28 protein-coding genes and 2 tRNA genes are annotated in these 23,793 nt (G+C 59.0%); 19 read left to right on the forward strand and 11 right to left on the reverse strand.

Going from position 1 to position 23,793, the window contains the following annotated elements; translation table 11 throughout:
* Positions 1–488 precede the first annotated feature (488 nt).
* A complete protein-coding gene (locus tag K3136_RS05890) occupies positions 489–743 on the forward strand; it encodes a hypothetical protein (protein ID WP_221431944.1) in 255 nt (84 codons plus the stop codon).
* Between the two features lie 48 nt (positions 744–791).
* The gene (locus tag K3136_RS05895; protein WP_221431945.1) at positions 792–1,268 is read left to right on the forward strand and encodes a hypothetical protein; all 477 of its coding nucleotides are present in this window, start codon (positions 792–794) and stop codon (positions 1,266–1,268) included.
* A 47-nt stretch (positions 1,269–1,315) separates the two neighbouring features.
* On the opposite strand, the gene K3136_RS05900 is transcribed toward K3136_RS05895, so the two are convergent.
* The 4 genes from K3136_RS05900 to K3136_RS05915 all read right to left on the reverse strand — a co-directional run bounded on the left by K3136_RS05900 (position 1,316) and on the right by K3136_RS05915 (position 4,816).
* On the reverse strand, positions 1,316–1,963 hold the full coding sequence (locus K3136_RS05900; RefSeq protein WP_221431946.1) for a competence protein CoiA family protein: 648 nt from the start codon (positions 1,961–1,963) through the stop codon (positions 1,316–1,318).
* 476 nt (positions 1,964–2,439) lie between these two features.
* Positions 2,440–3,177 (reverse strand): Abi-alpha family protein, encoded by a 738-nt coding sequence (locus K3136_RS05905; protein WP_486659991.1) that lies wholly within the window; start codon positions 3,175–3,177, stop codon positions 2,440–2,442.
* A 103-nt stretch (positions 3,178–3,280) separates the two neighbouring features.
* A complete protein-coding gene (locus K3136_RS05910; RefSeq protein WP_221431948.1) occupies positions 3,281–4,429 on the reverse strand; it encodes a Na/Pi cotransporter family protein in 1,149 nt (382 codons plus the stop codon).
* 75 nt (positions 4,430–4,504) lie between these two features.
* Positions 4,505–4,816 carry a hypothetical protein gene (locus tag K3136_RS05915; RefSeq protein ID WP_221431949.1) on the reverse strand — a complete coding sequence of 104 codons (312 nt, stop codon included), beginning with the start codon at positions 4,814–4,816 and terminating at the stop codon, positions 4,505–4,507.
* A gap of 100 nt (positions 4,817–4,916) precedes the next feature.
* On the opposite strand from K3136_RS05915, the gene K3136_RS14180 reads away from it, so the two are divergent.
* The 5 genes from K3136_RS14180 (at position 4,917) to K3136_RS05940 (ending at position 7,189) form a co-directional block, all read left to right on the forward strand.
* The gene (locus K3136_RS14180; protein WP_221431950.1) at positions 4,917–5,084 is read left to right on the forward strand and encodes a helix-turn-helix transcriptional regulator; all 168 of its coding nucleotides are present in this window, start codon (positions 4,917–4,919) and stop codon (positions 5,082–5,084) included.
* Between the two features lie 137 nt (positions 5,085–5,221).
* Entirely contained in the window at positions 5,222–5,473 is a 252-nt protein-coding gene (locus K3136_RS05925; protein ID WP_221431951.1) for a hypothetical protein, read from the forward strand.
* Entirely contained in the window at positions 5,470–6,150 is a 681-nt protein-coding gene (locus K3136_RS05930; RefSeq protein ID WP_221431952.1) for a hypothetical protein, read from the forward strand. Before K3136_RS05925 ends, K3136_RS05930 begins: the two co-directional genes overlap by 4 nt.
* 144 nt (positions 6,151–6,294) lie before the next feature.
* A complete protein-coding gene (locus K3136_RS14060) occupies positions 6,295–6,450 on the forward strand; it encodes an excalibur calcium-binding domain-containing protein (RefSeq protein WP_247711450.1) in 156 nt (51 codons plus the stop codon).
* Between the two features lie 391 nt (positions 6,451–6,841).
* Complete coding sequence (locus tag K3136_RS05940; protein WP_221431953.1) at positions 6,842–7,189, forward strand: hypothetical protein; 348 nt, start codon at positions 6,842–6,844, stop codon at positions 7,187–7,189.
* 35 nt (positions 7,190–7,224) lie between these two features.
* Here the strand turns inward: K3136_RS05940 and K3136_RS05945 are convergent, their stop codons facing one another.
* From K3136_RS05945 to K3136_RS05955, 3 genes are all read right to left on the reverse strand, one after another.
* Complete coding sequence (locus K3136_RS05945) at positions 7,225–7,431, reverse strand: hypothetical protein (protein ID WP_221431954.1); 207 nt, start codon at positions 7,429–7,431, stop codon at positions 7,225–7,227.
* A gap of 196 nt (positions 7,432–7,627) precedes the next feature.
* A tRNA-Thr gene (locus K3136_RS05950) sits at positions 7,628–7,703 on the reverse strand.
* Positions 7,704–7,729: 26 nt separating this feature from the next.
* Positions 7,730–7,803, reverse strand: a tRNA-Cys gene (locus K3136_RS05955).
* A 114-nt stretch (positions 7,804–7,917) separates the two neighbouring features.
* On the opposite strand from K3136_RS05955, the gene K3136_RS05960 reads away from it, so the two are divergent.
* The 3 genes from K3136_RS05960 to K3136_RS05970 all read left to right on the forward strand — a co-directional run bounded on the left by K3136_RS05960 (position 7,918) and on the right by K3136_RS05970 (position 11,179).
* Positions 7,918–8,697 (forward strand): acyl-CoA thioesterase, encoded by a 780-nt coding sequence (locus K3136_RS05960; protein ID WP_221431955.1) that lies wholly within the window; start codon positions 7,918–7,920, stop codon positions 8,695–8,697.
* Between the two features lie 104 nt (positions 8,698–8,801).
* A complete protein-coding gene (locus tag K3136_RS05965) occupies positions 8,802–9,644 on the forward strand; it encodes a transglutaminase-like cysteine peptidase (RefSeq protein WP_221431956.1) in 843 nt (280 codons plus the stop codon).
* Between the two features lie 83 nt (positions 9,645–9,727).
* Positions 9,728–11,179, forward strand: a complete 1,452-nt coding sequence (locus K3136_RS05970) for an amidohydrolase family protein (protein ID WP_221431957.1) — start codon at positions 9,728–9,730, stop codon at positions 11,177–11,179.
* 34 nt (positions 11,180–11,213) lie between these two features.
* Here K3136_RS05970 and K3136_RS05975 read toward each other — a convergent pair whose 3' ends face one another.
* The 3 genes from K3136_RS05975 to K3136_RS05985 form a co-directional block, all read right to left on the reverse strand.
* Positions 11,214–12,014 carry a crotonase/enoyl-CoA hydratase family protein gene (locus K3136_RS05975; protein WP_221431958.1) on the reverse strand — a complete coding sequence of 267 codons (801 nt, stop codon included), beginning with the start codon at positions 12,012–12,014 and terminating at the stop codon, positions 11,214–11,216.
* On the reverse strand, positions 11,986–12,756 hold the full coding sequence (locus K3136_RS05980; RefSeq protein WP_247711451.1) for a winged helix-turn-helix domain-containing protein: 771 nt from the start codon (positions 12,754–12,756) through the stop codon (positions 11,986–11,988). Before K3136_RS05980 ends, K3136_RS05975 begins: the two co-directional genes overlap by 29 nt.
* Before the next feature lie 73 nt (positions 12,757–12,829).
* Positions 12,830–14,017, reverse strand: coding sequence for an LL-diaminopimelate aminotransferase (locus K3136_RS05985; protein ID WP_221431959.1), 1,188 nt, complete (start codon positions 14,015–14,017; stop codon positions 12,830–12,832).
* Positions 14,018–14,151: 134 nt separating this feature from the next.
* On the opposite strand from K3136_RS05985, the gene K3136_RS05990 reads away from it, so the two are divergent.
* The 8 genes from K3136_RS05990 (at position 14,152) to K3136_RS06025 (ending at position 21,271) form a co-directional block, all read left to right on the forward strand.
* Positions 14,152–16,032, forward strand: coding sequence for a PHA/PHB synthase family protein (locus tag K3136_RS05990; protein ID WP_221431960.1), 1,881 nt, complete (start codon positions 14,152–14,154; stop codon positions 16,030–16,032).
* 122 nt (positions 16,033–16,154) lie between these two features.
* Entirely contained in the window at positions 16,155–16,964 is an 810-nt protein-coding gene (locus K3136_RS05995) for a phasin family protein (protein WP_221431961.1), read from the forward strand.
* Positions 16,965–17,187: 223 nt separating this feature from the next.
* Entirely contained in the window at positions 17,188–17,550 is a 363-nt protein-coding gene (clpS, locus tag K3136_RS06000) for an ATP-dependent Clp protease adapter ClpS (RefSeq protein ID WP_221431962.1), read from the forward strand.
* 4 nt (positions 17,551–17,554) lie between these two features.
* Positions 17,555–18,061, forward strand: coding sequence for a DUF427 domain-containing protein (locus K3136_RS06005; RefSeq protein WP_221432237.1), 507 nt, complete (start codon positions 17,555–17,557; stop codon positions 18,059–18,061).
* Positions 18,062–18,129: 68 nt separating this feature from the next.
* A complete protein-coding gene (locus tag K3136_RS06010) occupies positions 18,130–19,350 on the forward strand; it encodes an LptF/LptG family permease (protein ID WP_221431963.1) in 1,221 nt (406 codons plus the stop codon).
* The gene (gene lptG, locus K3136_RS06015) at positions 19,350–20,447 is read left to right on the forward strand and encodes an LPS export ABC transporter permease LptG (protein ID WP_221431964.1); all 1,098 of its coding nucleotides are present in this window, start codon (positions 19,350–19,352) and stop codon (positions 20,445–20,447) included. The genes K3136_RS06010 and lptG overlap by 1 nt, the downstream gene beginning before the upstream one ends.
* Complete coding sequence (locus K3136_RS06020; protein WP_221431965.1) at positions 20,444–20,962, forward strand: GNAT family N-acetyltransferase; 519 nt, start codon at positions 20,444–20,446, stop codon at positions 20,960–20,962. Before lptG ends, K3136_RS06020 begins: the two co-directional genes overlap by 4 nt.
* 69 nt (positions 20,963–21,031) lie before the next feature.
* Positions 21,032–21,271, forward strand: a complete 240-nt coding sequence (locus K3136_RS06025; protein WP_221431966.1) for a hypothetical protein — start codon at positions 21,032–21,034, stop codon at positions 21,269–21,271.
* Positions 21,272–21,365: 94 nt separating this feature from the next.
* Here K3136_RS06025 and K3136_RS06030 read toward each other — a convergent pair whose 3' ends face one another.
* Positions 21,366–22,457: a fatty acid desaturase family protein gene (locus K3136_RS06030; protein WP_221431967.1), complete on the reverse strand. Its 1,092-nt coding sequence runs from the start codon at positions 22,455–22,457 to the stop codon at positions 21,366–21,368.
* 159 nt (positions 22,458–22,616) lie between these two features.
* Here K3136_RS06030 and K3136_RS06035 point away from each other — a divergent pair, with 159 nt between their 5' ends.
* The gene (locus K3136_RS06035; protein ID WP_221431968.1) at positions 22,617–23,774 is read left to right on the forward strand and encodes an N-acetyltransferase; all 1,158 of its coding nucleotides are present in this window, start codon (positions 22,617–22,619) and stop codon (positions 23,772–23,774) included.
* Positions 23,775–23,793: the final 19 nt, after the last annotated feature.

Below are 23,793 nucleotides of genomic sequence, written 5' to 3' on the forward strand. Positions count from 1 at the left end.
CTCCCTCCGATAGGCTCTCTTATCGAGCCGCTCACCCCATCAGAGTTGGCCTGACAACCGTTATACCGATTGGGAAAGATCATTCGAAAGGGGGGTGGGAAAGAAAAACCGGAAGAAAACCTATTGCCCCTCCGAAACGGCAGAATTCAGCCATTCTCGGTGCGCGTTATGCACAAGCGGTTTTCCCGAGATGATGATTTCATAATCCTTCTGCACTTTGAACGCGTTCCATTTCTGTTCCATAGCGCGCGAATGGTCAGCCATAACATTCGCACCCTTACCGACCTCGCTAGGTCTGGTTACCTCTTGAAGGTGGTTTGTCGGTCCGGCCACGATGCGCGCCTCGACCCCATGACCCTGATCGCTAGGCAGATTGTCCGGTTGAAGGCTCTCGAAGGCCAGTTGAAGTGCCGGAGTTGCGGTAGTCGAAAAGTCGATTATTGTGCGGTGATGGGACCGGAAGTGTGGTCCAATGGGGGAGGCTAGCGATGTGGCCATTCGAGAAGCGGCAAGACGGTGAACACTTCCTGTCATGGCTCTGGGGGCAAGTCGCCATAGCTTTCGGCTCGGTGTTCATCTTGGTCATGGTCGCTGGGGTTTTCGAGATTATGTTCGAAAAGGAAGAACCAGTAGTGAAGCCTTATGTCTATATCCCCGCTGGCGGTGGGTATGCCGATAATTATGAAGAACCTGAGTGCTACACCGATTGGGATGGACGCAACAATCCGACAGTGTGCGAATGATGGACAGTTTGGGCGACGACTTCTGACGCAGCGATAAATACCGCTGTAATGGACCATCAAAGCTTAGCTTATATACTCACTGCAACCGCCTCATTGGGAGGCGTCGGCGTAGTTCTCCGATGGTTTCTGAAAAGTGGCATCAACGATGTGTTGGAGCAGGAACGCAAGGAGCGGGCGGAAGAAAACGCGGCGCAATCGGAGCGCTTAATGGTGACCGATAATCGCCTCGAAAAGTTGGAGCGCGATCTTGGACATCACAAAGATAACGCGAAGCAAGAGTCGCTGGCTTTCAAAAAGCGTTTCGACAAGATTGATGAGGTTCTAAGCGAACTGTCGAAAAGCTACGCCAAGAATGCCAGTCACCTAGAGCGCTTCATCGATGTCGCGAAGATCGAGAACAAGATGAAGCTGGACGCGCTTGATCGCGTCGAGAAGAAGTTAGGCGACCAAGATGCTGCGCATCGTCAGTGGATTGAGCAGATTACGAAATCACTGCGGGAAGTGACGACGCGAAAGGCGGACTAGCGGATCAGGGGCCATGAAGGCGAAGGAATTCGAGGTCATCCTCAATCCTAAAAACCAAGCTTCCTCCGAACTTCGCTCATATCCATGGGCCTGTGGTAGTAGCTACGGCGAATGTAATCGTCGCCGCCATGAAGCCATTTACGCGGAGCGTTATCGATAATCGCTTCGGCCAATTCTTCGTCTGGGAGATTTCGATAGCTATAAAGCGTGACCTCCATCAACGCCATGTTCTTGCGCCTCGCGCGAACCGCAATCTCGTTTGCCGATTTCTTCTTCAACTTGGTGAGAATGGCTAAGGATGGGAGCGGATTACCGGACACACGATGGATGGGAAAATCGCCGTATCCCTCTTTATCGATGCTACTGATTGACTGGACCGGCGTAGTCAGTCCTTCTTGCGGTAGCGAAATCGCATTCGCATCGAGCAAAGTTGCCCTGATGAACCTCATTGCAGCGGCCTTTGTAGCTTGCTCACAAGCACCGGCCTGACCACTGGCATGCGCGAAATGCCACGCGAGTTCATCACCTTGCTTGGCGACCAGTTCTACACCGCATTCGCATCGCAATTTCTGTTGCGCGCCGCGTTGCGCATCACCGATGCGAATGAGTTCACCATCGGCGTTATGACCCTCGACAATCATGGCCTCGCCGGTATGGCCGATACGATATCCAAGTGAATTGCGATGGTCCTGCACAGCTATCCTTCGTCGGATATTGCTTCCAGAATGCACTTCGGGCACAAAGAAAGCAGGGGACGGTTACCGGTCACTTTCGACTTCTGGCCATGACAACCAGAAGGGCCTTCACACCGACCAGCAACGGTCCCCCCATTACCCAGCTTGGACCCTGAGCAATGTTGCTACCTCCTTGTAGCACCGGTTCTTGAAAGCAGGAAAAACTTACCCGCAATTTCTCCACAAGCCGGTGCCGAAACCCGAAATTCTGTTCAGGCCCTTATTAGAATGTGAATCAGAGCGCGTGTTCACACAAGAGGGTCAACGATATTTTGGCGTTTGCATCGGTGCGCCGCCTCTATCGGGCTTGTCCTTCGTGCTGCGTATGACCAATCCCAGCATGACCGTAGCAAAAAGCAAGTTGCGAAATGCGGCTGGGGAAAACTAATGTTCGCATCACCGCTAGAGCACCGTGTGCATTCTTGAATCACTTCTAATTACCACTTTGATCGCTCATTTATCTTCTGGAGCAAGCCAAGTGCGATGCCGAGAGACATCCCCATCTCAGTCATTTTTAGAGATGTTTTCACACCGACAAGATGTTCGCTACCGAAGACATCAGTGCGAACTGCGCCAAACTGCTCACTATCGGAGCCGCCAAAACCATGGTCAGTAAGAGTTTGTTGAACCGATATCAGGTTTGACGCGAGGAGATGTTCATACTCCAAAACGCGCCCAATTTTTTGTCGGATAACTTCATCGGTTGATTCCAACTCGTAAAGCCCGAAATTCAAGTTCAAATTTCCCCATTTTTCGGAATTCTTTTTAACGACACAGCAAATCTCCGAAAACAGTTTCGCGGTCGCCGGTGTAAAATTCGAAATTAGCTTGATGTTGCGCCGGTCGCGCGCCGCTTCATTGCCCTCTGCCGCGTTCGCGAGGAGTTTCGCGAAAAGCTCCTGAATTTCCGGTTCGTCCTCTTCGCTGACCTTATCGAACCAAGTCACCGCATACCGTTCAGTTACGGAGTTGCGATCAAGCTTAAGACCGCGCTCCGACAGTTCCTTTTCAAGTTTTTGCTGTGCTTTGGCGGCATTCTTGATCCGCCAAGCGACGATCTTATCACCTACCAAGCCCTGCCAAACTTCCGATAGAGTTCCACCTGCGGCATTAACCGCAGGCGTAGCAGCCTTGCCCGCCTCCTTAGCTACAATCGGCAGTAGATTTTCGCCCATTTTGGTCACTCGCGTAGATCTTTAGGGTAGGGAAGCGGCAAGGTTTCGGCCTTGCCACTACCCCTCATATTATGCGTTCAAATTAGACGAACAACGCATAACCTTAGGCTTCCAATTCCTCGCGGCGCTCAGAAGCTTCCTGCCTAATTTTTAAGGATATCGCTACAAACTCAGCAAACTCGGTCTCATCACTTACAGCGTCGATCCAATGCTGACGCAAATTGTTTAACTTTTGCAGCGCTGGATGCATTGCCGAGATAGCCTTGCCCGCACCATCGCTTAAGAAGTTGGCTAACTCGTCCCTTTCCAATTCGTAGGCCTCATCTCCATCAAAATCGAACGAGTGTTTGTTCCCAGATAGCCACGGATAAACTTCAGCAAGAGATCGAGTTTGCTCGATAGGAATGGAGGCTTTGAAACCTAAATCATCAGATTCCTTATGAGTGCCGGGGTGCACATCGTTATATCCGTGGTATCGCCACTCCTTCCCCGGGCCTCTTCTCCCCCTTCCTGAAAAACCGTCCTCTTTACTCCCTTCTATTACGAGCCATTTCTTTATGTATTTCCGATAGATGCTGCGTCTCTCGGTCTTAAAGGAGTTGGTTTTGTGCCAACCCACATGATGCTCACGAGGGTATGCTGCGATTGAGTTGGACCAACGCTCTCGGTTTTGCTTGAGCAAATTCGCTGCGTAAACGATGCCTTGCTGCTCGCCTTCCTCAAGCCAACTAGAGAAAATTTGCTCCCATTGGGTCAGGTATGCGAGTTCCAGATTCTTGATAACTTCCGCGTCTTCTCCGAGGCGACGCATTGTATCGAGAACGGCCAAGTGCAAAATTGATGCAGGCACGGACATCAAGAATGCCGAAAATCCCTTTTCCATTAATTCGAAACAAAGAAGCCTTGTCGGCATCTCAAGCTCTCTCACCCGCTGCAAAGCTGCTTCGGGCGAATTCGGTATGAGCTTCGCCACGACTTCCAGATTGCTTCGATAGGCCTCCACCTCGTCGCGAATTTGATCTATACCATGTGCTCGCAATTCGGCGGAAATGAACACTTGCATCTCATCAAGCTTCCGCAAAATTACCTGTTGGTTATCTAGCACTCGCCCTAGGCGACGATCTATTGAACGCAAGAGGTCGAGTTCCTCCTGCTCCCTCCTATTCTTCTGATAAGCTTGCCACGCCGCGTAAGCGAATTTGGCGATTGCCACTACGGTCGTCGGCTCCACATAAACTTTTTCGTTTTGCAAAATTTCCCCCCTCGGTCTTTGTCTAAGTTGCTAGAGCTTGAAGAGCTTAAACCGGTTTGTCCAATCTTCAACAGACTAGCGACCAACTCGATAAAGAACTTCATCGGCATCACTGATCAAAGCGTTCTCGCGAAGGAAGGAGATCATAGCTTCGGCTTCGCGCATCTTAGCAAAGCGCCTTTCCAGCACTTCCAGTGTCTCGATGTGATCTCGGGTGAGGCCAAGCGGTCCACTCGATAACTCGCGGATCGTTAGGTGTCCGCTCAACAGCGAAGCAATAGACATCAAAAGGGCGGTGGTTCGCGCTTCTGCTACGACTTTAGAGTGATCGACCCATAAATCATTTAGGTAGTCGGCGTGGTTCGGCGATGCGCTACGATTTGTCATCCTCTATTTATATCCGAGGAGGGCTGAGGAGGCATTATAAATATTTAGGAGCGCCGAATAGGTTTGATAAATAACGGTCCACACATAGTTGGAGAAAAACATGGACCGTTATTTGAATATAGACGAACTTGCCGAACTTCTCACGGTCGGAAAATCTTCGTTACAAGCGCTACGCTCAGACGAGAGTTTTCCGAGGCCCAAGCGTATTGGCAAGCGCCGCCTCGTTTGGAATGCCCGAGAAATAATCGAATGGGTAGAAGCACAATGATTGGCTTCCCAGACGACCTAGACGCTACGCTCGACCAACTGGGTCATTCCTCGAGGGTCCGCGAAGGCGATATCGGCACCGACCATCTATCCCAACTTCGAGAGGAACGCCGAAAGAAGTATTTCGAAGAGTGCACGATGGCGGCGCTCGAATTTCTGACCCAGCGCGACGAGAAGTTCGCGGCAGAGTTCGTCGCGCGCTCGAACGGCGAACCCGTTGAGTTCGACATTCCAGCACTCACGAAGCTTATGACCGAATTCGGCACTACCTTGGGCAATGGCAACGCTAGCCAACACCAATTTCGACAACTCACCAAGGCAACTCTCACCAAAGCGCTCCTCATGTTGGGCGACGATAGCTTAGTTGCAGAATATGGTTTTACGCTATGAATAGCGGCGAAATCCTCGTGGAGCGTCTTCGAAATTCGGTCAAACCAGAGATCGGCTTTCACGACGCACTTAAAGTAGTCCTAGAGCGGGCAGAAACCGACCCTGCGATCAAGGAAATGGTCTTAGCCAAACTAGGTGCCAAAAGCTCGCTCAACGCAATCCTAGACCCCTTTCCGGACCACCCTCAACGCTTCGAGGTTTCGATCTGGGATAACCAGTATGGGAGAGAGGTATCGAAGGTTGAAGCCCGTTACTGCATTGCGGTGACAGCATTCGAAAACCGCAAGACAGTTTTCGAAGGCAAAGCCGACCTTCGCGACATCGAAACCGTGATAAAAAAAGCGAAGCGGTGGAAGATGACCGAATTAGAGAAAGCGAGTTTAGCGAAGATAGCGAGCGACTATCCCGATAGCCTAGTTGGGAGGATGATTATCCATAAGCGCGGCACGGGAGGTCGGCATGTCCACGAAGACCACTTCGTAGTTTGCCGCGATCCTGTGACAGCCGGTGATGTTCGGCTCGTCATACCGAAAAGGGAAATCGAGATCGGGGGCTTCGTCACGACCTTGCCGGATGGGTCCGCTTTCGCGACCAAATCCAATGCCAAGGGCAAAAGCCGCATTCTCTTTCAATCGAGACTTAATAAAAGAAGCGAGTGCAATTGGTCTAGTTGGTAAGCCTTCTTGGCCTTACATTTCTAGTAACTATCCACCATGGTTATATAAGGGATAGTTACTAGAAGTGTATCACTTCGAAATAGCCGTTCTGCGAACGAAAAATGGCAGAAAACCAAGGTTCACGCCTTACACCTCTAACTAGAAGTGCTATCCGTTCTGCGAACGGGGAATGTCGCTTTCAAAAGACCAGTCTATCTCGCTTTCAAAAGAAATTGGAAAGCCAGCGCTCCTGTCCGTATAGGCGACCCCGGCTACGGTCGGCACCTTGACCGCGATAATGACGGAATTGGCTGCGAATAACCGCGCAACTGAGGCTATCCGGTAACAAGGCGGAACAGCGCGCATGCCACTGCGAAGTAGAAAAGAAGCTTCAACGCCCCTGCTACGAGCCACAAGAACCCCACCAGTTTGAGAAAAGTCATCCCGAGGCTTGGGTCTTCAACAATTCTCACATCTATCACTCTCGCCATAGGGGCCTCCTTTATCGGAGGTTGTGCGATGAGCGCTTCGGCGAACAATGTCACGCCGCGAAGCCACAAGTCTCGCGCACGATGGCGAGAGCCGAATGCGTGCGGACGGAAATTTTATCGAGGCCGAATTGACTCACTCGAATAAAATTTTATCTATGCTTTAGGCGGCCCCCTTTTCGTATGCGCTGCTAATCTAATCATCGAAAATTCAGGAGAATGAGATGGCGCAAGGCGACCATTACGCGGCTATGGATGCCGTATTAAATGATTTTGATATTCGAGTGGACCTTAAGGACCACGATTCTGGATATTACATTTTCAAACTCCCCGAACTCGAAACTCAGATTGAGATCGAGTTGGGGCGTTATCTGACATCGCAGAGGACAAAGTTCAAAACCTCACACGCTATTCATACGCCAAGTCAGTTTGGCCCGTATTGGACTAGCCGCCCCGATGACGACACGCCCGACTACGCGCTCCGTCGCGCTATCGACGGAATAGTTAGCTACTACGAAGGCGCTATCGAGGAAGGTCATCAGCCTTCCGAAAGCTGGTTGGTCGAAGGCTAACCAAAGATATGGCCGAGGCTCGAAAGGGTCTCGGCCTATTCGCCCCAATTCAAGCCATTGGCTTCCGCAAATTCTCGGTCAAGCTCCTTGAGTTCGTCGGGCATTGCATGGAGTTCATCGTAAAGTTTTCGGACTTCCGGTTTGCTTCCCGTGATGTCACCGGTCGCCTGAATTTGCTCTCGCTTGCGAGTCATTCGGTCCTGAACACCTTGGGTTTTATCTAGCCACTCTTTTTTAGTCATTTATGCATCCTTGTTTGGTCCCGCCGATGCGGACGATGGATTGGAGGCAATAGGTCGTAAGCCGTGCCTGTATTGTCAACAAACCCGGCAAAAGATCACCCCGAGATTGCCCCGAGACCAATTTCGGGGGACTCTTGACCGAGGAATCGAGATTCCCTAGTCTTCCAAAACCGGCTGATTTCTGGGCTTTTTTTAATGGTGCCGCTTAGGTGACTCGAACACCTGACCCCATCATTACGAATGATGTGCTCTACCAACTGAGCTAAAGCGGCACATTCTCTTGCAACGGGAAGAGAAGTGGAGGCCCGAGCCGGAATCGAACCGGCGTGCAAGGATTTGCAGTCCTCTGCGTAACCACTCCGCCATCGGGCCTCGCCCGCCCTCTCGGAACGGGAAGCGGCCCACTAGCGATTCTCACAAGGCTTTGCAATCGCCTTACGTAACGTCAGTCTGGACGAAGCTCTAAAGGCGGGCAATGAGTGGCATATGAGTATCGCCAGCCTGACCGATCCGATCACCGCCGAGGGCGGCAACACCCGCTTCGAAAATCTCGATCACTGGCTGCAGGGCCGCACCATGTATGGCGGAGCCTCGGCGCTGGTTGCCTATACGGCCGCGATCAAGGCGTTTAGCGACCTGCCGCCGCTGCGCGCTGCGCAGGTCGCCTTCGTCGCACCGACCGGGCCCGAGGTGGATCTCAAGCGAGAGATCGTGCGGCAGGGTCGCAATGTCGCGCAGGTGCGCAGCGAAATCTGGTGCGAGGGCAAATGCACCCTCACCGCCTTCTGGCTGTTCGGCACCGAGCGCGAGCCGAATGCGGTCCATGACGCAGCACCGGTCGATAACTGGCCCGGCCCGCCCGAGGAAGCGCCCGATACGATGACCGACAAGGGCCCGGCCTTCATCCGCCACAATTTCGAGCTCAAGCGCGCCCAGGAACAGCGTGGACCGGGCGATCCGGTGGTGCGGCGCTGGGCAAGGCTGGCGGATCGCGAGGGGCTGGACCCCGTCAGTGAGCTGATCCTCCTGGGGGATGTCCTGCCGCCCGGTGCCATGCGGGCGATGCAGCGCCAGGGACCGATCAGCTCGATCAACTGGTCCTTCAACCTGCTCGAGACCGCCCCTGAGACCCGCGACGGCTGGTGGCTGTCGGAAAACGCCAGCCAGCATGCCGCAGGCGGCTATTCTTCGGAACGGCTGCGGCTGTGGAATGCCGATGGCAAGCAGGTGCTCGACGGCATGCAATCGGTCGCGATCTTCGGCTGATTGGAAGCGCTGCGACATGCGGTGCAGCATTCGCGCGGGAGCGACAGCGCCCCAGCTTGCCTGACAGTTAGATCGCTGCCAGTTTGCATGGCGACGGGACACGCATGACTGGGCTTTCCAACAGGACGATATCTTGGGCATCGCTTGCAGCGGCAGGCGCGATGCTGTGCGCGCCCCAGGCCCATGCGCAATATCGCGAAGAGGCCATGCAGGTCCCGCCCGAGTGCGTGGCCGAAACTCCGTTGGCCGAGCCTGCCTCGTCTGCCGAGCCGGGGGAAGATGACGCCGAAGATGCTTATGTCATGCCGACCACCGGCTTCGTCTTCACCCTGCCTTCGCAGGTGAGCGAAGACGAGGCAGAGCCGCAGGATCCGCGCGCCCTTCACCATTGCGCTCCGCCGCTGCCCGTGCCCCCCGTACGCCCCGCAGCGCCGAGCCTGTTCAGCATGACCGCGCTACCCGTCGGGGGCAGCACCGTGCCGACGCGCAAGTGGGACGCGGCAAGGCTTGCCCGGCTGACGGTGCAGGCGGGCCCGTGGAACGCGATGCTGGCCAAGACGAGCGCCAGCCCCTCGCGCGATCCGCTGCTGGCGGTGAACAACTGGGTCAACTGGAACCTGCGCTACACCGACGACGCCTATGGCGACCAATGGTCGAGCGCGCCTGCCACCCTCGCCCGCGGCTATGGCGACTGCGAGGATTTCGCGCTGGCGAAGATGGCGCTGCTGGAGAAACTCGGCGTGCCGAGCCACGAGATGTACCTCGTCGTCCTGCGCGATCGGCAGGAGGTCGAGCACGCGATCCTTGCAGTGAAGCGAGGGGGTCGCCTGATGGTCCTCGACAACCGGACGGACAAGGTGCTGCCGGCAGAGCTGGTGCACGATTACCGGCCGATCGTGAGCTATTCGGGGCCGTTCTCTTGGATCTATGGCGAGAGAGCGCGCTAGGAGGAAACGGATCGATCTATGTGAACCACCTCGCAGCCGAGCACTTTTGACCCGTCGCAAACTTCTGTCAGAAGGAAGGCGCAATGGATTCGGAGAGTACGATGAAAGCGTTCGCGAAGCTGGTCGCTAGTTTTAGCCTATTGCTGGCGACACTGGCGATGCCCGCACGGGCCGATACCGGCCAGTTTCTCCTGCTGAGAAACGTGAGCATCCTCGACCTCGATGGTGACGAAGCCGTCCTCACATCCGGCATGTCGATCCTGATCTGGGACGGGAAAATCACCACCATAGCTACGACAGAAGAGATCGAACCGGACACGGCCACGCGAGTCATCGAGGGCGACGGCCGCATCGTCATGGCAGGGCTGGTCGATATGCATGTGCATATCTGGGACCGCGCGTCGCTCGGCGCCTATCTGGCGCATGGCGTCACGACGGTTCGCAACGCTTCCGGCATGCCTTTGCACCTGCGCCTCGCCAGCCAGATCGAGAAGGGCATGCTTGCGGGCCCACGCCTTCTCACCTCGGGTCCGATCCTCAACAGCCCGGGCCCGAACCAGCAGATCAACCATCAGTTCGTGACCACCGCAGAAGAAGCGCGCGCGGCGGTGCGGAGCCAGCACGAACAGGGGTACCGCCACCTCAAAGTCCACTCCAACCTCACTCGCGAGGCCTACGAGGCGGTGCTCGACGAGGCTGCAATTCTCGACATGACCGTAATGGGCCATACGCCCGAGGGCGTGCGGCAAAAGGGAATGCCCGTGGAAATGCCCTTCCAGATCGCATTCGAGGAAATCCTCGATGACGGCTTGGTCACGATCGAGCACGTTGAATCGATCGTGTGGCACGGCTTGCGCGATCGGCACGATGAAGCCGCGGCCCGCGAGCTCGCCAAGCGGATTGCGGCCGCGAATGTCCCTGTCGATGCCACCTTGCTGGCATTCTACAATTTGCTGAGGGTGGCCGAGACGAATGGAGAATACCTCGGGCGCGAGGGGACCGGCCTCATGAGCCCGCTCCTGGTTGCCACCAGCCAGGCCGAATACGACCGCTGGAGCAATGAAGACGTGCCGCGGAACCGGGCGGCTTTCGAATTCTACAAGCTCATGACGAAATATCTGTCGGAAGAAGGCGTGCTCCTAGTGGCGGGAAGCGATGCGGGTATCTTCACCAACGTGCCCGGAATGTCGTTGATCGACGAGCTCGAACTGCTGGAAGAAGCCGGCCTCGACAGGACCCAAGTCCTCCGAGCGGCGACGATCAATCCCGCGATCGCCCTTGGCGAAGAAGCAAGCGCGGGCCGGGTGGCGGAGGGACATCGGGCGGACCTGATCCTGCTGGATGACGACCCGACCAAGGATCTGGCCTCCTTGCGGTCAGTTTCTGCTGTCGTCGCGGGCGGGGACTTCCACGATCGCGCAGCGCTCGATGCCATGCTGGTCACGGCGGCCGAGCACGATATCGGCAGGACGCAGGCGAATTTGGTCGAAGCGCTCAAGGCGCAAGGTACCGATCCCGCGGCGCTCGGACTCTAGCGATCGCCTCGGGCAACCGCGGGGATGGTTGCCCTCAAACGTCGGTGAAATTCGCCGCCCTCTTCTGCATGCCGGCCATGACCGCCTCGATCTGGTTGGGCTTGCGCATCACGCCTGCCTGTTCGACGCTCTCGGCCATCAGGATTTCGTCTCCCGATTGTTCCAGCATGGCGTCCTGAAGGCGTTTCGCGGCGCGGATGGCTTCTGGATTGCGATTGGCGATCTCGTTCGCGATGTCGTTCGCCTTGCCCAGCGGATCCTCGGTGACGAAGGTCGCAAGGCCGTATGCCAAAGCTTCCTCGCCGGTAAACTCGCGGTTGGTGTAGACCAGTTCGCGCAAGACGTCGTCGCGCACATTGCCGCGCCACAGGTGATAGCCGCCCATGTCGGGCACGAGGCCCCACTTCATCTCCATGATCGCCATGCGCGTTGCCGGATGGACCACGCGGATATCGGCGCCGCTGGCAATCTGGAGACCGCCGCCAAAGCACACGCCGTGGACCGCCGCGATCACCGGCACGGGGCACTTGCGCCACGTCATGGCGACTTCCTGGAAGGTGTTCGCATTGCCATGCGTCCGCTCGGTCAGCGGCTTGCGCTCGCCATCGGGCGCGGCGGTGAAGCTCGATACGTCGAGGCCCGCGCAGAAAGCGCGCCCCTCGCCCGCCAGCACCACGGCGCGCAAGCCCTTCATTTCGCGCAGTTCCTCACCCGCCGCGATGATTGCCTCGAATTGCGCCGGATCGAGCGCATTCATCTTGTCCGGGCGGTTGAAGCGGACCTGTGCGACGCCGTTGTCGGCAAGGTCAATCGTAACGCGGTTCTCGGTGATCATGGCGTTCCTGCACTCTGCGGTATTCGGAAGGCCTTTCCTGCTTTATCGCGCCGCGACTGTCCAGCGCGCCGCCTTCGACAACGCGGATCGGCTCGCCATCGCCGCGGCGGCGCGAGCCCAGCTGGTAACCGCCTTCAGGATGCGTGTGGACCAGCCAGCCGAGCTGAGAGACCGCCAGCTTGGCGCGCAGGCGCGAGACATGGACCTCGAGCGAGTTCGTTTCCGGCTCGTGCCGCAGGCGCCAGACATCCTGCAAGAGCTCCTTGCGGCTGACCTGCCGGTGCGGCGTTTCCGCCAGCCGCCAGAGCAGGCCGAATTCGCGCGGATGCAGGCCGATCCAGCGATCTTTCAGGCGGGCATCGCGGTGGAAGAGGTCGAGCACCAGGGGCCCCGCACGGCGCAGTTGCGGAATGCTTTTCGCAAGACCTTCCAACTTGAGCAGGCGCGCGGCGAGTTCCACCAGCGCGTGCTGCGAATCGAGTGCATCGCCGAAACCTTCGCTCAGCAGCTGGGCGCGGGTTTCGGCATCATCGACGCCGATCACGATCACGTTCTGCTTGTTCTGCAAAAGCCCCCAGTCGGGACAGCGGCATCCCACCCGCCAGTCGAGCAGGGCGGGAATGCCGTGCGGCAGCGCCTCGCAGCGGAAGAAGGAATGTAATGTCCAGCCCATGAGCCGGAGGTCCCAGCGCCCCGGAGGGCTGGGAGACACGGAGAGCCATGAATATTCGGCGAGCGACATAAGGGACTCCTATCCCCACCCGTCGCTTAACCAATGGCTGATGTTGGATTTTTCCGGAATTCCGGATGACTACCTAGTGTTTCGCATGCTCCGTAAGGAACTTCTTGATGTTGCGCGCGGCCTGCCGGATGCGCTGCTCGTTCTCGACCATGGCGATGCGCACGAAGCCCTCGCCTTCCTCGCCGAAACCGACGCCTGCCGCCACGGCAACTTCCGCTTCCTGCAGGAGTTTCTTGGAGAATTCGAGGCTGCCCATATGCTCGAACCCCTTGGGCAGCGGGGCCCAGGTGAACATGCTGGCGGGCGGCGAAGGGATCTCCCAACCCGCGCGGGTGAAGCTTTCGACCATGACATCGCGCCGTGCCTGGTAGCGGGCGCGGTTCTGCTCGACGACATCCTGCGGGCCGTTGAGCGCGGCACAGGCGGCTGCCTGCACGGGAGTGAAGGCGCCATAGTCGAGATAGCTCTTCACGCGCGTCAGGGCCGAAATCAGCTTCTTGTTGCCGACGCAGAAACCGATGCGCCACCCCGCCATGGAGAAGGTCTTCGACATGGAGGTGAACTCGACCGCCACATCCTTAGCGCCCGGCACCTCGAGGATCGAGCGCGTGGGATTGCCGTCGTAATAGAGTTCGGAATAGGCGAGGTCGGACAGTACCCAGACCTCGTTCTTGCGCGCCCAGTCGACCAGCCGCTCGTAGAAGGCGAGGTCGACCGTCTCTGCCGTGGGATTGCTGGGATAGTTGACCACCAGCACTGTGGGGCGCGGAACGGTATAGGCCATCGCGTTGTCCAGCGCGCGCCAATAGCGTTCGTCGGGCGTGGTCGGCACGCTGCGGATCGTGGCGCCGGCAATGATGAAGCCGTAGGTGTGGATCGGATAGGCCGGGCTCGGCGCGAGGATGACATCGCCCGGCGCGCTGATCGCAGTCGCCATCGAGGACAGGCCCTCTTTCGAGCCCATCGTGACCACGACTTCGCTTTCGGGATCGAGTTCGACCCCGAAGCGGCGCTGGTAATAGTTCGCCTGTGCGCGGCGCAGGCCGGGAATGCCCTTGGACTGCGAATAGCCGTGCGCGGTGGGCTTGGACGCCACTTCGCACAGCTTGTCGATCACATGCTGCGGCGGGGGCTGGTCGGGATTGCCCATCCCCAGATCGATAATGTCGCGCCCCGCCTGCCGCGCCGCATGCCGCATCGCGTTGACCTCTGCGATGACATAGGGAGGCATGCGTTTGATGCGATAGAATTCGTCGGACATTTAGGCTCCGTTGGGCGTTGGTCTGTCACACTGATTACCTATTCGCGCCCCAAGCGCAAAGATGCTCGCTATTGCGGCAGCACGAATTATCTTGGCATGGCGACAAGCGACGCTTTCACGGCCAGAGGACACAGATGACCGAAACGCCCGATCCCTTCACCAACCTTTACGAACACCCGGCGAAGCTTGCGCGGGCGATGTTTGCTCCGCTGACGGGCGCGATCGACCCTTCGCTTATGATGGGCGACACGCCGATGAAGCCGGAAGACGCGCAGGCCTGGGCCGAAACGGGCGCGAAGCTGCAGGCGCTCTGGGCGCAATACCAGGCCGAACAGATGAGCAATCCGCAGGCGCTGGTCCCCTATTTCGATCCGGCGCGCTGGATGGCGCTGGCGACCGACTGGTACCAGCAGATGCCGATCGCGCAGCCCGAACAGCAAAAAGCGCTGTGGGACGAAGGGATGGAGCTGTGGAACGCGGTACTCGGCCAGTACGGCCTCGGCCCGAAAGCGGGCGAGAATGCCGGCGGCGATGTCGAACTGCCGCGCAAGGACCGCCGCTTCGCCGACGAGAAATGGCGGGCGCATCCGGCCTTCGCGCTGATTCACCAGACCTACCTGTTCCTTGCCGAGCGGGTGGAGCAGATGGCCGACAATATGGAGGGCCTGAACCCGCAGCAGCGCGAGCAGCTCAAGTTCACCACCAAGGCGATCACCGAGGCGGCCAGCCCGGCGAACTTCCCGCTCACAAACCCCGTCGTGATGGAACGCACGCTCGAAACCAAGGGCCAGAACCTGGTCAAGGGCATGGAACACCTGCTCGCCGATATGCGCCGCGGGCAGCTCAGTCATACCGACGCAAGCGCCTTCACGCTGGGCGAGAACATCGCGACGACCCCGGGCAAGGTCGTCCACGAAACCCCGCTCTACCAGCTGATCCAGTACAGCCCGACCACCGACAAGGTCATGGCGACCCCGCTCGTCATCTTCCCGCCGTGGATCAACCGTTTCTACATCCTCGATCTGAACGAGAAGAAGAGCTTCGTGAAATGGGCGGTCGAACAGGGCGTGACCGTCTTCATGGTCAGCTGGAAGTCGGCCGATGCCAGCATGAAGGATATCATCTGGGACGATTATGTCCGCGCCCAGATCGACGCGATCGACCATATCCGCACCCGCCTCGATGTGCCGAGCGTCCACGCGATCGGCTATTGCGTGGCCGGTACGACGCTCGCCGCTACGCTTGCCCTGCTCCATCGCCGGGGTGAGGAAGACAAGGTGAAGAGCGCAACCTTCTTCACCGCGCAGGTCGATTTCGAAAAAGCGGGCGAGCTGCTCAATTTCATCGACGATAGCCAGCTCGGCACGATCAAGGCGCTGAGCCCTGACGGCTATCTCGACGGACGTTACATGGCTGCAACCTTCAACCTGCTGCGCGGCACGGACCTGATCTGGAACTACGTCGTCAACAATTACCTGCTTGGCGAGGACTATCCAGCCTTCGACCTGCTGCACTGGAACGGGGACGTTACCAACCTGCCTGCCAAGTGGCACCAGCAGTATTTGCGCGATCTCTACCGCGACAACCGCCTGGTCGAGGCCGATGCGCTCAGCGTCGACGGCACGCCGATCGACCTGGGGCAGGTCAGGACGCCGACCTATGTGCAGGCCGGCAAGGAAGACCATATCGCGCCTGCCGAAAGCGTGTGGCGCCTGAAGGAGCACTTCACCGGCCCGATCAAGTTCGTGCTTGCGGGCTCGGGCCATATCGCCGGCGTGGTCAATCCGCCTTCCTCGGGCAAGTACCAGTACTGGACCAATGACGGGAGCCCTCGAAACCTCGCCGAATTCCGCGAAGGCGCACAAGAGCACCCCGGCAGCTGGTGGCCCGACTGGATCGACTGGCTGCGCGACCAGGACGGCGAAACCGTGGCTGCCACCGGCAAGCGCAAGCCGGGTGGAAAAGGCGACAAAGTGATCGAGGACGCGCCCGGCCGCTACGTCGCCACGCGCTGAAATCCGGCTTAACTCGCTGAAAACACGCCTCGTCGCGGCTTATTGTGCAGTGCACAAAAAATCCTTGACTTCGCAGCTGCAATACCTATTTTGTGCAGTGCAACAAATGCGAGGTTACTGACATGGCTGAAAGCCAGACCAAAATCGATGCTGCTGCCGAAAAGGCTTATGCCGAGGCTGCCGAAAAGAAGACTGCCGGGGTTAACACCAAGGCTGTCGAGAAGGCTGTCGAAGCTGACACGACTGCGCCGGTGAAGGCCGACAAGGTCGCCGAAGCCGTTGCCGCCAAGCCGAAGAAGGCTCCGGTCAAGAAGGCTGCACCGAAGAAGGCCAAGAAGGTCGCTGCCAAGAAGGCACCGGCAAAGAAGGCCGCTCCGAAGAAGGTCGCCGCCAAGAAGGCTGCACCGGCCAAGAAGCCGGTCGCCAAAAAGGCCGCTGCCAAGACCTCTGTTACCCCGATTACGAAATTGAAGGACACCATCATGGCTACTGCAAAGAACGCTAAGACCACCGACTACACCGCCAAGGCGAAGGAAATGGCTGCCGACGTGCAGACCCGCGCCAAGGCTGCTTACGACAAGGGTGCCGAAATGACCCAGGACGTCGTCGAATTCCAGAAGGGCAACCTCGAAGCTCTCGTCGAGAGCGGCAAGATCCTTGCTGGCGGCATGCAGGACATGGGCCGCACCTATGTCGAAGAAGCCAAGTCGGCTGCTGAAACCGTCCAGGGCGACGTCAAGAAGATGGCCGCTGTGAAGTCGCCGACCGAGCTGTTCCAGCTGCAGGGCGAAATCGCGCGTCGCAACTTCGACGCCATGGTTTCGACCACCTCGAAGAACACCGAAGCCATGCTCAAGCTCGCCAACGAAGCTTTCGCTCCGCTCTCGAGCCGCATGAGCCTCGCCGCTGAGAAGGTCCGCAAGGCCGCCTAAGCGCGAAAAACAATACCAGCTTCAACCCGCCGGGCATCTCTCTCCTCTCTCCCTTTGCCCGGTGGTTGAAAACGGCGGGTCGGATGGCACTTCGGTGTTGTCCGGCCCGTTTGCTTTTGCAGGCACGAAAGCGGCGAATTGACGTTTTCTTGACCCGTCTCCTCCAAATTCGGACAGGACACAGCTTGCGATTTTCGATCCGGATACGATATTGGCGCCTTCGATGACCCAGCCGCATCATTTCATGACCATCCGCGCCGCAGGCGACGATGATGATTCGCGCGACGGCGAAGGCCAGACTGGTCTCGCCACCAAGACGCGCGCCAAGCCAAAGAAGCCCAGCCAGTACAAGGTGCTGCTGCTGAACGACGATTACACCCCGATGGAATTCGTGGTGATCGTGCTGAAGCGCTTCTTCCGCATGGACATGGAAGAAGCGACGCGGGTCATGCTGCACGTCCACCAGAAAGGCGTCGGCGTCTGCGGTATCTTCCCCTATGAAGTCGCCGAGACCAAGGTGAACCAGGTGATGGATTTCGCCCGCGAGAACCAGCACCCGCTCCAGTGCACGCTGGAAAAGGCCTGAGGCGATCGCCTTTTTCGGCCATCCCGAACCCGATCCGGTCCGCAAAGGGCAGGAAAGCGTCTGGGACTATCCCCGCCCCGCGATCCTCGAAAAGACAGACCGCCATATCGTGATCCGCCACCATGGCGTGACGATTGCCGATACGCGGGCTGCCTACCGCACGCTCGAAACCAGCCATCCCCCGACATATTACCTGCCGCCGCGGGACGTCGCGACCCAGCATCTTGCGCCCAATCCGCGCCGTTCGCTGTGCGAATGGAAGGGCCAGGCGCGCTACTGGGATGTCGTGATCGAGGATGAAAGGCTCGAGGCTGCCTGCTGGAGCTATCAGGAACCGACCGCCAGCTTCGTGCCGATCGCCGGGTTTTTCGCTTTCTACCCCGAACCATTCGACGAATGCCTCGTTGATGGCGAACAGGTCATCCCGCAGCCGGGCGGCTTCTACGGCGGCTGGATCACCAGCCGCGAGGCAGGTCCGTTCAAGGGCATCCCCGGAAGCCGTTTCTGGTAGGGCATGACGCGCGCAATTTTTCGCGCTAGGGCCTCAGCCGTAGACGCGACCCAATAGCCGGAACCCGAGTGCTCAACTTCCTCCCCGCAATCGACCGCTACATCTTCCGGCTGGTGATAGTCCCCATGCTGGGGGTCTTCGCGCTGGCGGCCTCGCTGCTGGTGCTCGACAAGATGCTGCGCCTGCTCGACTTCGTCGCGGTGGAAGGCGGACCGGTCGGCGTCGTGTTCAAGATGCTCGCCACGCTGCTGCCCGAATATGCGAGCCTTGCGATCCCGCTCGGCCTGCTGCTCGGTATCCTGCTTGCCTTCCGCAAGCTGGCGACGACGAGCGAACTCGATGTCTTCCGCGCTGTCGGCATGTCCTATGGCCGCCTGCTGCGCGTCCCCTTTGCGATCACCGCCGTGCTGATGACGGTCAATGTCGCGCTGGTCTTCTTCATCCAGCCGGTCAGCCGTTTCACCTACGAGCGGCTCGAATACGAACTGCGTTCCGGCGCGCTCGGCGCCTCGATCAAGGTGGGCGAGTTCACCACGCTGGCCGACCGCATGGCGCTGCGCATCGAAGAGAGCGAGAACGAGGGCCGCCAGCTCAAGGGCATTTTCGCCCGCGTAGCAAACGACAAGGGGCAAGTTCTCTCGATCAGCGCGAAGGAAGGCGCTTTCCTCGCGACGACCGATGATCCCGACACTATCATCCTGCGGTTGACCGAAGGCACCATCGTCCAGGACACCGGAAGCCAGACCCCGCGCGTGCTCACCTTCACGCGGCACGACCTGCCGATCGACCTGCCCGCGATCGAGGAATTCCGCGCCCGCGGAGAGGACGAGCGGGAGTATATCCTGCCCGAGCTGTTACGCATCGGCTGGGCCGATAACGAAACCGAGACCAAGCGCGATGCCTCCCAGGCCAGTTTCAATTTTAGGCTGGTCGAGGTGGTGATGATGGCGCTGATGCCCTTGCTCGCCGTTGCGCTCGGCATACCGCCCAAGCGAAGTACCAGCGCACTTGGCGTGTTCCTCTCGATCATCATGGTGGTCGCCTATCACAAGGTGAACCAGTACGGAGAGGATCTGGCCGCGATAGGGATGTTCGATCCCATACTGGCCTTGTGGGTGCCGTTCATCCTCTTCGCCGCACTGATCATGTGGATGTATTATCGCGTCGCCTTCGTGCCGGGCGGACAGGCCATCGGCGCGCTCGAAAACTGGTTTTCGAAGATCGGCAAGCGCATCGGCAAGCTGTTCAAACGCAACCGGCGCGTTGTGATCGATGAGGAGACAAGCTGATGCAGCTCGACTTCTTCCCTTCGCGCACGCTTACGATGTATCTCGCGAAGCTGTTCGTGGTCCGCATCCTGGCGGTTCTCGTCATGCTGGTGCTGGTGCTGATGATGCTCGACTTGCTGTCGAACAGCGGCAAGATCCTCGCGGTGGAGGGCAACGGCCAGGGTGAGCTCCTCACCTATGCGGGTCTCAGGATACCGCAGCTGATCCAGCGTTTCCTGCCCTATTCGGTGCTTCTGGCGACGCTGATCTCGTTGGTGACGCTCAACCAGAACAGCGAAGTCATCGCGATGAAAGCCGCCGGATTGTCCGCGCACCAGGTCCTCGCGCCGCTGCTGCTGACCGCGCTTGCGGTGGGTGCCTTCAGTTTCGTCTTCAACGAAAGGGTGGTGACCCGCGCCACGGCTACGCTCAAGGCCTGGGACGCAGCGGAATACGGTCCGATCCCGGAGGAATCCTCAGTCAGGGCCAATGTCTATCTCGCAGAAGGCAGCAATGTCCTGACCGCAGCACAGCTGACCGGTAGCGGCGAGACGATCCGCATGCGCGATGTCACCTGGTACCGCCGCAGCCCCGATGGCGCGATCGTCGAGCAGATCGATGCCGACACCGCCAGCTTTGCCAGCCCCGGCTGGAGGCTGGAGGGCGTGACCCGTTTCGATGTCGGCTCGGCTTCCACGCAGGAGCAGGAGAGCATCGTCGTCGGCGAGGAACTGACCCCCGACCAGATCGACCTTGCCAAGATCGATCCGGACGCGATCCCCTTCTGGGATCTCGGCGAACAGATTGACGCGTTCGAGGAGGCCGGCAGACGAACGGGCGAAATGCGGGCCAAGTGGTGGCACAAGCTGTCGGGTCCGCTGTCGTCCTTCCTCATGCCATTGCTCGGCGCGGTAGCGGCCTTCGGCCTCGCCCGTTCAGGCCAGCTCTTCGTGCGTGCGCTTATCGGCATGGCCCTGGGCTTTGCCTATTTCGTGGTCGACAATGCCGCGCTCGCGATGGGCAACTTCGGCGGTTACCCGCCTTTCCTCGCGGCCTGGGCTCCCTTCCTGCTGTTCGCCCTCATCGGCGAGACGGTGCTGATCCGCACAGAAGAATGAGCGATTTCGCCATCCGTCTGGCGCGCTTGGAGGATGCCGATGCCCTCCCGGCGATCGAACTGGCTGCAGGAAAGCTTTTCGAGACGGTCGAGCGGCTGGCAAATGTAGCCGGCATGCATGCGATCCCCGCCGACGAACAGCGCCGCATGATCCGCAAGGGCCACTGCCTCGTGGCGACGAGCGAGGACAGCATAGTCGGCTTCCTGTCGACAGAGCCCTTCCGCCGCGAACTCCATATCCGCGAATTCTCTGTCCATCCCGATGCTCAAGGCAAGGGGATCGGCAGCGTGCTGCTGCGCGCGATTGCCATCGATGCGGGAAATAGCGGCTTTCAGGCTATCACGCTGACGACCTTCAGCGATGTGCCGTGGAACGCGCCATTCTATGCAAGGCATGGCTTCGAGACGATTGCCGAACTCGAGGCTCATCCCCGCCTTGCGGCCGACATCGACCAGGAAGTCGAACACGGCCTGCCGCGCGATCGGCGCTGCGCGATGATCAAATTCCTCGGCTGAACATCTTCACGGGAACCGCCTCAATTTCGGCGCATTGATGACACAATGATGCCACAAAGGAGATACGGCATGAAGAAATTCGCAATTCCCGCCCTTGCCGCTGCCATGGCCCTGGCTGCCTGCGGTGAAGCCGAAGCACCCGAGGCCGAAAGCGATACCGTTGTCGTCGAAGAGCCGGTAGCGACCGAAACCGTCATGACCGATCCGGTCGCGACCGAAGACGAAGGTTCGAGTGTCACGATCGACGGCGCCAATGTCGACGCCACGATCAGCGAAGACGGTGTGCAGGCACAAATCGACGCCAATTAAGCGACGCATTTCATGGGGTCGCATGACCCGTGATCGAAAGGCCGCTCCCAATCACCGAGGGGGGCGGCCTTTTTCGTGCGCGGTCGAGATTGCCTTAGGCGCGGCGCCCCATGGTGCTGCGGGCGATACGCGCCACCAAGACGCCCATGCCCTTGTGGTTTGCGCCGTGATAGGTCGAAGTCTCGCCCAGTTCTTTCACGAGGCGACGGTGGGCTTCGGGAAGCGAATGGTATGGCATCGAAGGCATCAGGTGATGCAGCGCATGATAGCGCAGGCCGACCGGTGCCCAGATCTCTGCGATACGGCCCGGCGGGGGCACGTTCACACTGTCGAGGAACTGCGCGGTGACAGTCATCGCCTCGCCCTCGTTCTCCCACAGATGCGCCACCAGCGTGCGCAGCTGGTTGAGCAGTGCCACGGCCGAAGCAACACCAAGCGCGACAAGCAGCGGCTTCCAGCCGAAAACCAACACGCTGCCGATAAGGAGCCAGGCCCAGATCGCCCCCGCAGCTTCCTGAAGCAGGACGCGCGGTTTCAGGTCGCCTTCGGGCGGACGACGGCGGAACTCGGGATTGATCGCCAGTGCACTTGCCCGCTGCCAGGTGATCTGGCGGATCGGCGGGATGATCGCGCCCAGCGGTACCAGAACGGCAAAGCGGAACAGCAGCGCGACCGGCGCGAGGATCGCAATGATCACGAACAGCGGCAGGCTCCAGGCATTCATCAGCGCGAGCGGCAGGTATTCGGGATCCTCGACAGTCCCGTATTGCGTGCGCTTGTGATGCAGCGTGTGTACCTGCTCGTACATGAAGGAGGGGGTCAGCATCGGAATGCCGACCAGCGCATTCCAGCCCGTGCGGAAGCCCGGCAGCGCACCATTACGGAAATGCGAGATTTCGTGGATGAAAAGCAGTGCGCGATAGAGCGAGAGCACCGATACCACAGCCAGCACTATGGCAAGCGCAGTGCTTTCGATCAGGATTGCGCCCGCAAGCGTAGCATAGCCGATCAGCGCCGAAGCGATCATGTCGGTCCAGTAAATCGCCGCGCGATGCTCCGAGATATCCTTGGTCAGGTCGCGCGCAGCACGAAGCATCGCCTTGTCGTCGGCGATCTGCGAATGCCAGCCGCGCTTGGCGCGCAGTTGCGCGGGATCGGCGGCCGGAAGGGTCTGGTCGAGTTTCATGGTCTTTTTCCTGGGGGCGGCCTTAGTGCAAAGGCACGAAAAAGGACAGTGCCCGCTCTCGATCATAGTAATCGAAGCGGCGCGATTCCTTGACAAAGATCAACTGCCATACTCAGGGCTAACCGTGGCTGAACAGAGCGCCAATCAGAGGACCAATGCGTGGCTGACCAGAATATTGTTATCGAAGCTGTCGAAGGCAAGCAGGGGCGCGCCGCCTTCGTCGACCTCGGGCGCGAATTCGCGGCACGCGTGGAACACAGCGTACCGCAGATCCGCTCCGAACAGCTCGAACTGATCGATCCCGACAAGAACCCCTTTTTCGGCCATGCCAGTGTCCAGCTGTTCCTGGCGAAGCGCGGCGGCAAGCCGGTGGGCCGGATTGCAGCGCATATCGACCGCCTCGCGCTCGAATTGCCCAGGGAACAGGGCATGGGCACGGGCACCGGCATGTTCGGCTACTTCGACGCAGAAGACGAGGCCGTGGCGCACGCACTGCTCGCACAGGCCGAGGAGTGGCTCCGCGAGCAGGGAATGACCCGCGTCATCGGCCCGATTTCCCTGTCGATCTGGGAAGAGCCGGGCCTGCTGGTCAAGGGCCACGACCATTCCCCGATGATCATGATGGGCCACGACCCTGCCAAGTACCAGGCCATGATCGAAGGCGCAGGTTACTCACACGCCAAGAGCCTGCTGACCTACGATCTCGACATCAGCAACCCGTTTCCGCGTATCGTGCAGCGGATCGTCCAGTCGGGCGAACGCAACGAGCGCATTCACGTCAGACAGGTCGACAAGTCGCGCTGGGCGGAGGAAATCCGCACGGTGCTGGAAATCCTCAACGATGCCTGGTCGACCAACTGGGGCTTCGTGCCCTTCACCGAAGCCGAGATCGCCTATGCGGCCAAGAAGCTGAAGCCGGTGGTGAGGCCCGAACTCAACATGATTGCCGAGCTCGATGGTCGACCTGTCGCCTTCATGGTGGTGCTGCCCGATCTCAACCGCGTGCTGAAGAAGGTCCGCGGCAAGCTGTTCCCCTTCGGCTGGTTCCACCTGCTGCGGGCGCTGCGCAAGCCCACCGGGCTCGACATGCGGGTCCCGCTGATGGGCGTACTCAAGGAATTCCAGAGCTCGCGCCTCGCCAGCCAGCTTGCCTTCATGATGATCAGCAAGATCCGCGATAGCGCGACCGGCATACACGGTTCGCAGAGGGCCGAAATCGGCTGGATCCTCGATGACAACAAGGGGATGGTCGCCATCGCCGACGCCATCGAAAGCTCCATCAACCGCGAATACGTGATCTACGAAAAGCAGCTTTGAGCCTGCCCGCCGGCGCATT

It is taken from the genome of Qipengyuania gelatinilytica, from assembly GCF_019711315.1.
GTDB classification, from domain to species: domain Bacteria; phylum Pseudomonadota; class Alphaproteobacteria; order Sphingomonadales; family Sphingomonadaceae; genus Qipengyuania; species Qipengyuania gelatinilytica.

Coding starts and splice junctions, on each gene's coding strand:
- K3136_RS05890 (WP_221431944.1), top strand. CDS start 489: ATGTGGCCATTCGAGAAGCGGCAAGACGGTGAACACTTCCTGTCATGG.
- K3136_RS05895 (WP_221431945.1), top strand. CDS start 792: ATGGACCATCAAAGCTTAGCTTATATACTCACTGCAACCGCCTCATTG.
- K3136_RS05905 (WP_486659991.1), bottom strand. CDS start 3,177: ATGGGCGAAAATCTACTGCCGATTGTAGCTAAGGAGGCGGGCAAGGCT.
- K3136_RS05915 (WP_221431949.1), bottom strand. CDS start 4,816: ATGACAAATCGTAGCGCATCGCCGAACCACGCCGACTACCTAAATGAT.
- K3136_RS14180 (WP_221431950.1), top strand. CDS start 4,917: ATGGACCGTTATTTGAATATAGACGAACTTGCCGAACTTCTCACGGTC.
- K3136_RS05925 (WP_221431951.1), top strand. CDS start 5,222: ATGGCGGCGCTCGAATTTCTGACCCAGCGCGACGAGAAGTTCGCGGCA.
- K3136_RS05930 (WP_221431952.1), top strand. CDS start 5,470: ATGAATAGCGGCGAAATCCTCGTGGAGCGTCTTCGAAATTCGGTCAAA.
- K3136_RS05940 (WP_221431953.1), top strand. CDS start 6,842: ATGGCGCAAGGCGACCATTACGCGGCTATGGATGCCGTATTAAATGAT.
- K3136_RS05945 (WP_221431954.1), bottom strand. CDS start 7,431: ATGACTAAAAAAGAGTGGCTAGATAAAACCCAAGGTGTTCAGGACCGA.
- K3136_RS05960 (WP_221431955.1), top strand. CDS start 7,918: ATGAGTATCGCCAGCCTGACCGATCCGATCACCGCCGAGGGCGGCAAC.
- K3136_RS05965 (WP_221431956.1), top strand. CDS start 8,802: ATGACTGGGCTTTCCAACAGGACGATATCTTGGGCATCGCTTGCAGCG.
- K3136_RS05970 (WP_221431957.1), top strand. CDS start 9,728: ATGGATTCGGAGAGTACGATGAAAGCGTTCGCGAAGCTGGTCGCTAGT.
- K3136_RS05975 (WP_221431958.1), bottom strand. CDS start 12,014: ATGATCACCGAGAACCGCGTTACGATTGACCTTGCCGACAACGGCGTC.
- K3136_RS05980 (WP_247711451.1), bottom strand. CDS start 12,756: ATGTCGCTCGCCGAATATTCATGGCTCTCCGTGTCTCCCAGCCCTCCG.
- K3136_RS05985 (WP_221431959.1), bottom strand. CDS start 14,017: ATGTCCGACGAATTCTATCGCATCAAACGCATGCCTCCCTATGTCATC.
- K3136_RS05990 (WP_221431960.1), top strand. CDS start 14,152: ATGACCGAAACGCCCGATCCCTTCACCAACCTTTACGAACACCCGGCG.
- K3136_RS05995 (WP_221431961.1), top strand. CDS start 16,155: ATGGCTGAAAGCCAGACCAAAATCGATGCTGCTGCCGAAAAGGCTTAT.
- clpS (WP_221431962.1), top strand. CDS start 17,188: ATGACCCAGCCGCATCATTTCATGACCATCCGCGCCGCAGGCGACGAT.
- lptG (WP_221431964.1), top strand. CDS start 19,350: ATGCAGCTCGACTTCTTCCCTTCGCGCACGCTTACGATGTATCTCGCG.
- K3136_RS06020 (WP_221431965.1), top strand. CDS start 20,444: ATGAGCGATTTCGCCATCCGTCTGGCGCGCTTGGAGGATGCCGATGCC.
- K3136_RS06025 (WP_221431966.1), top strand. CDS start 21,032: ATGAAGAAATTCGCAATTCCCGCCCTTGCCGCTGCCATGGCCCTGGCT.
- K3136_RS06030 (WP_221431967.1), bottom strand. CDS start 22,457: ATGAAACTCGACCAGACCCTTCCGGCCGCCGATCCCGCGCAACTGCGC.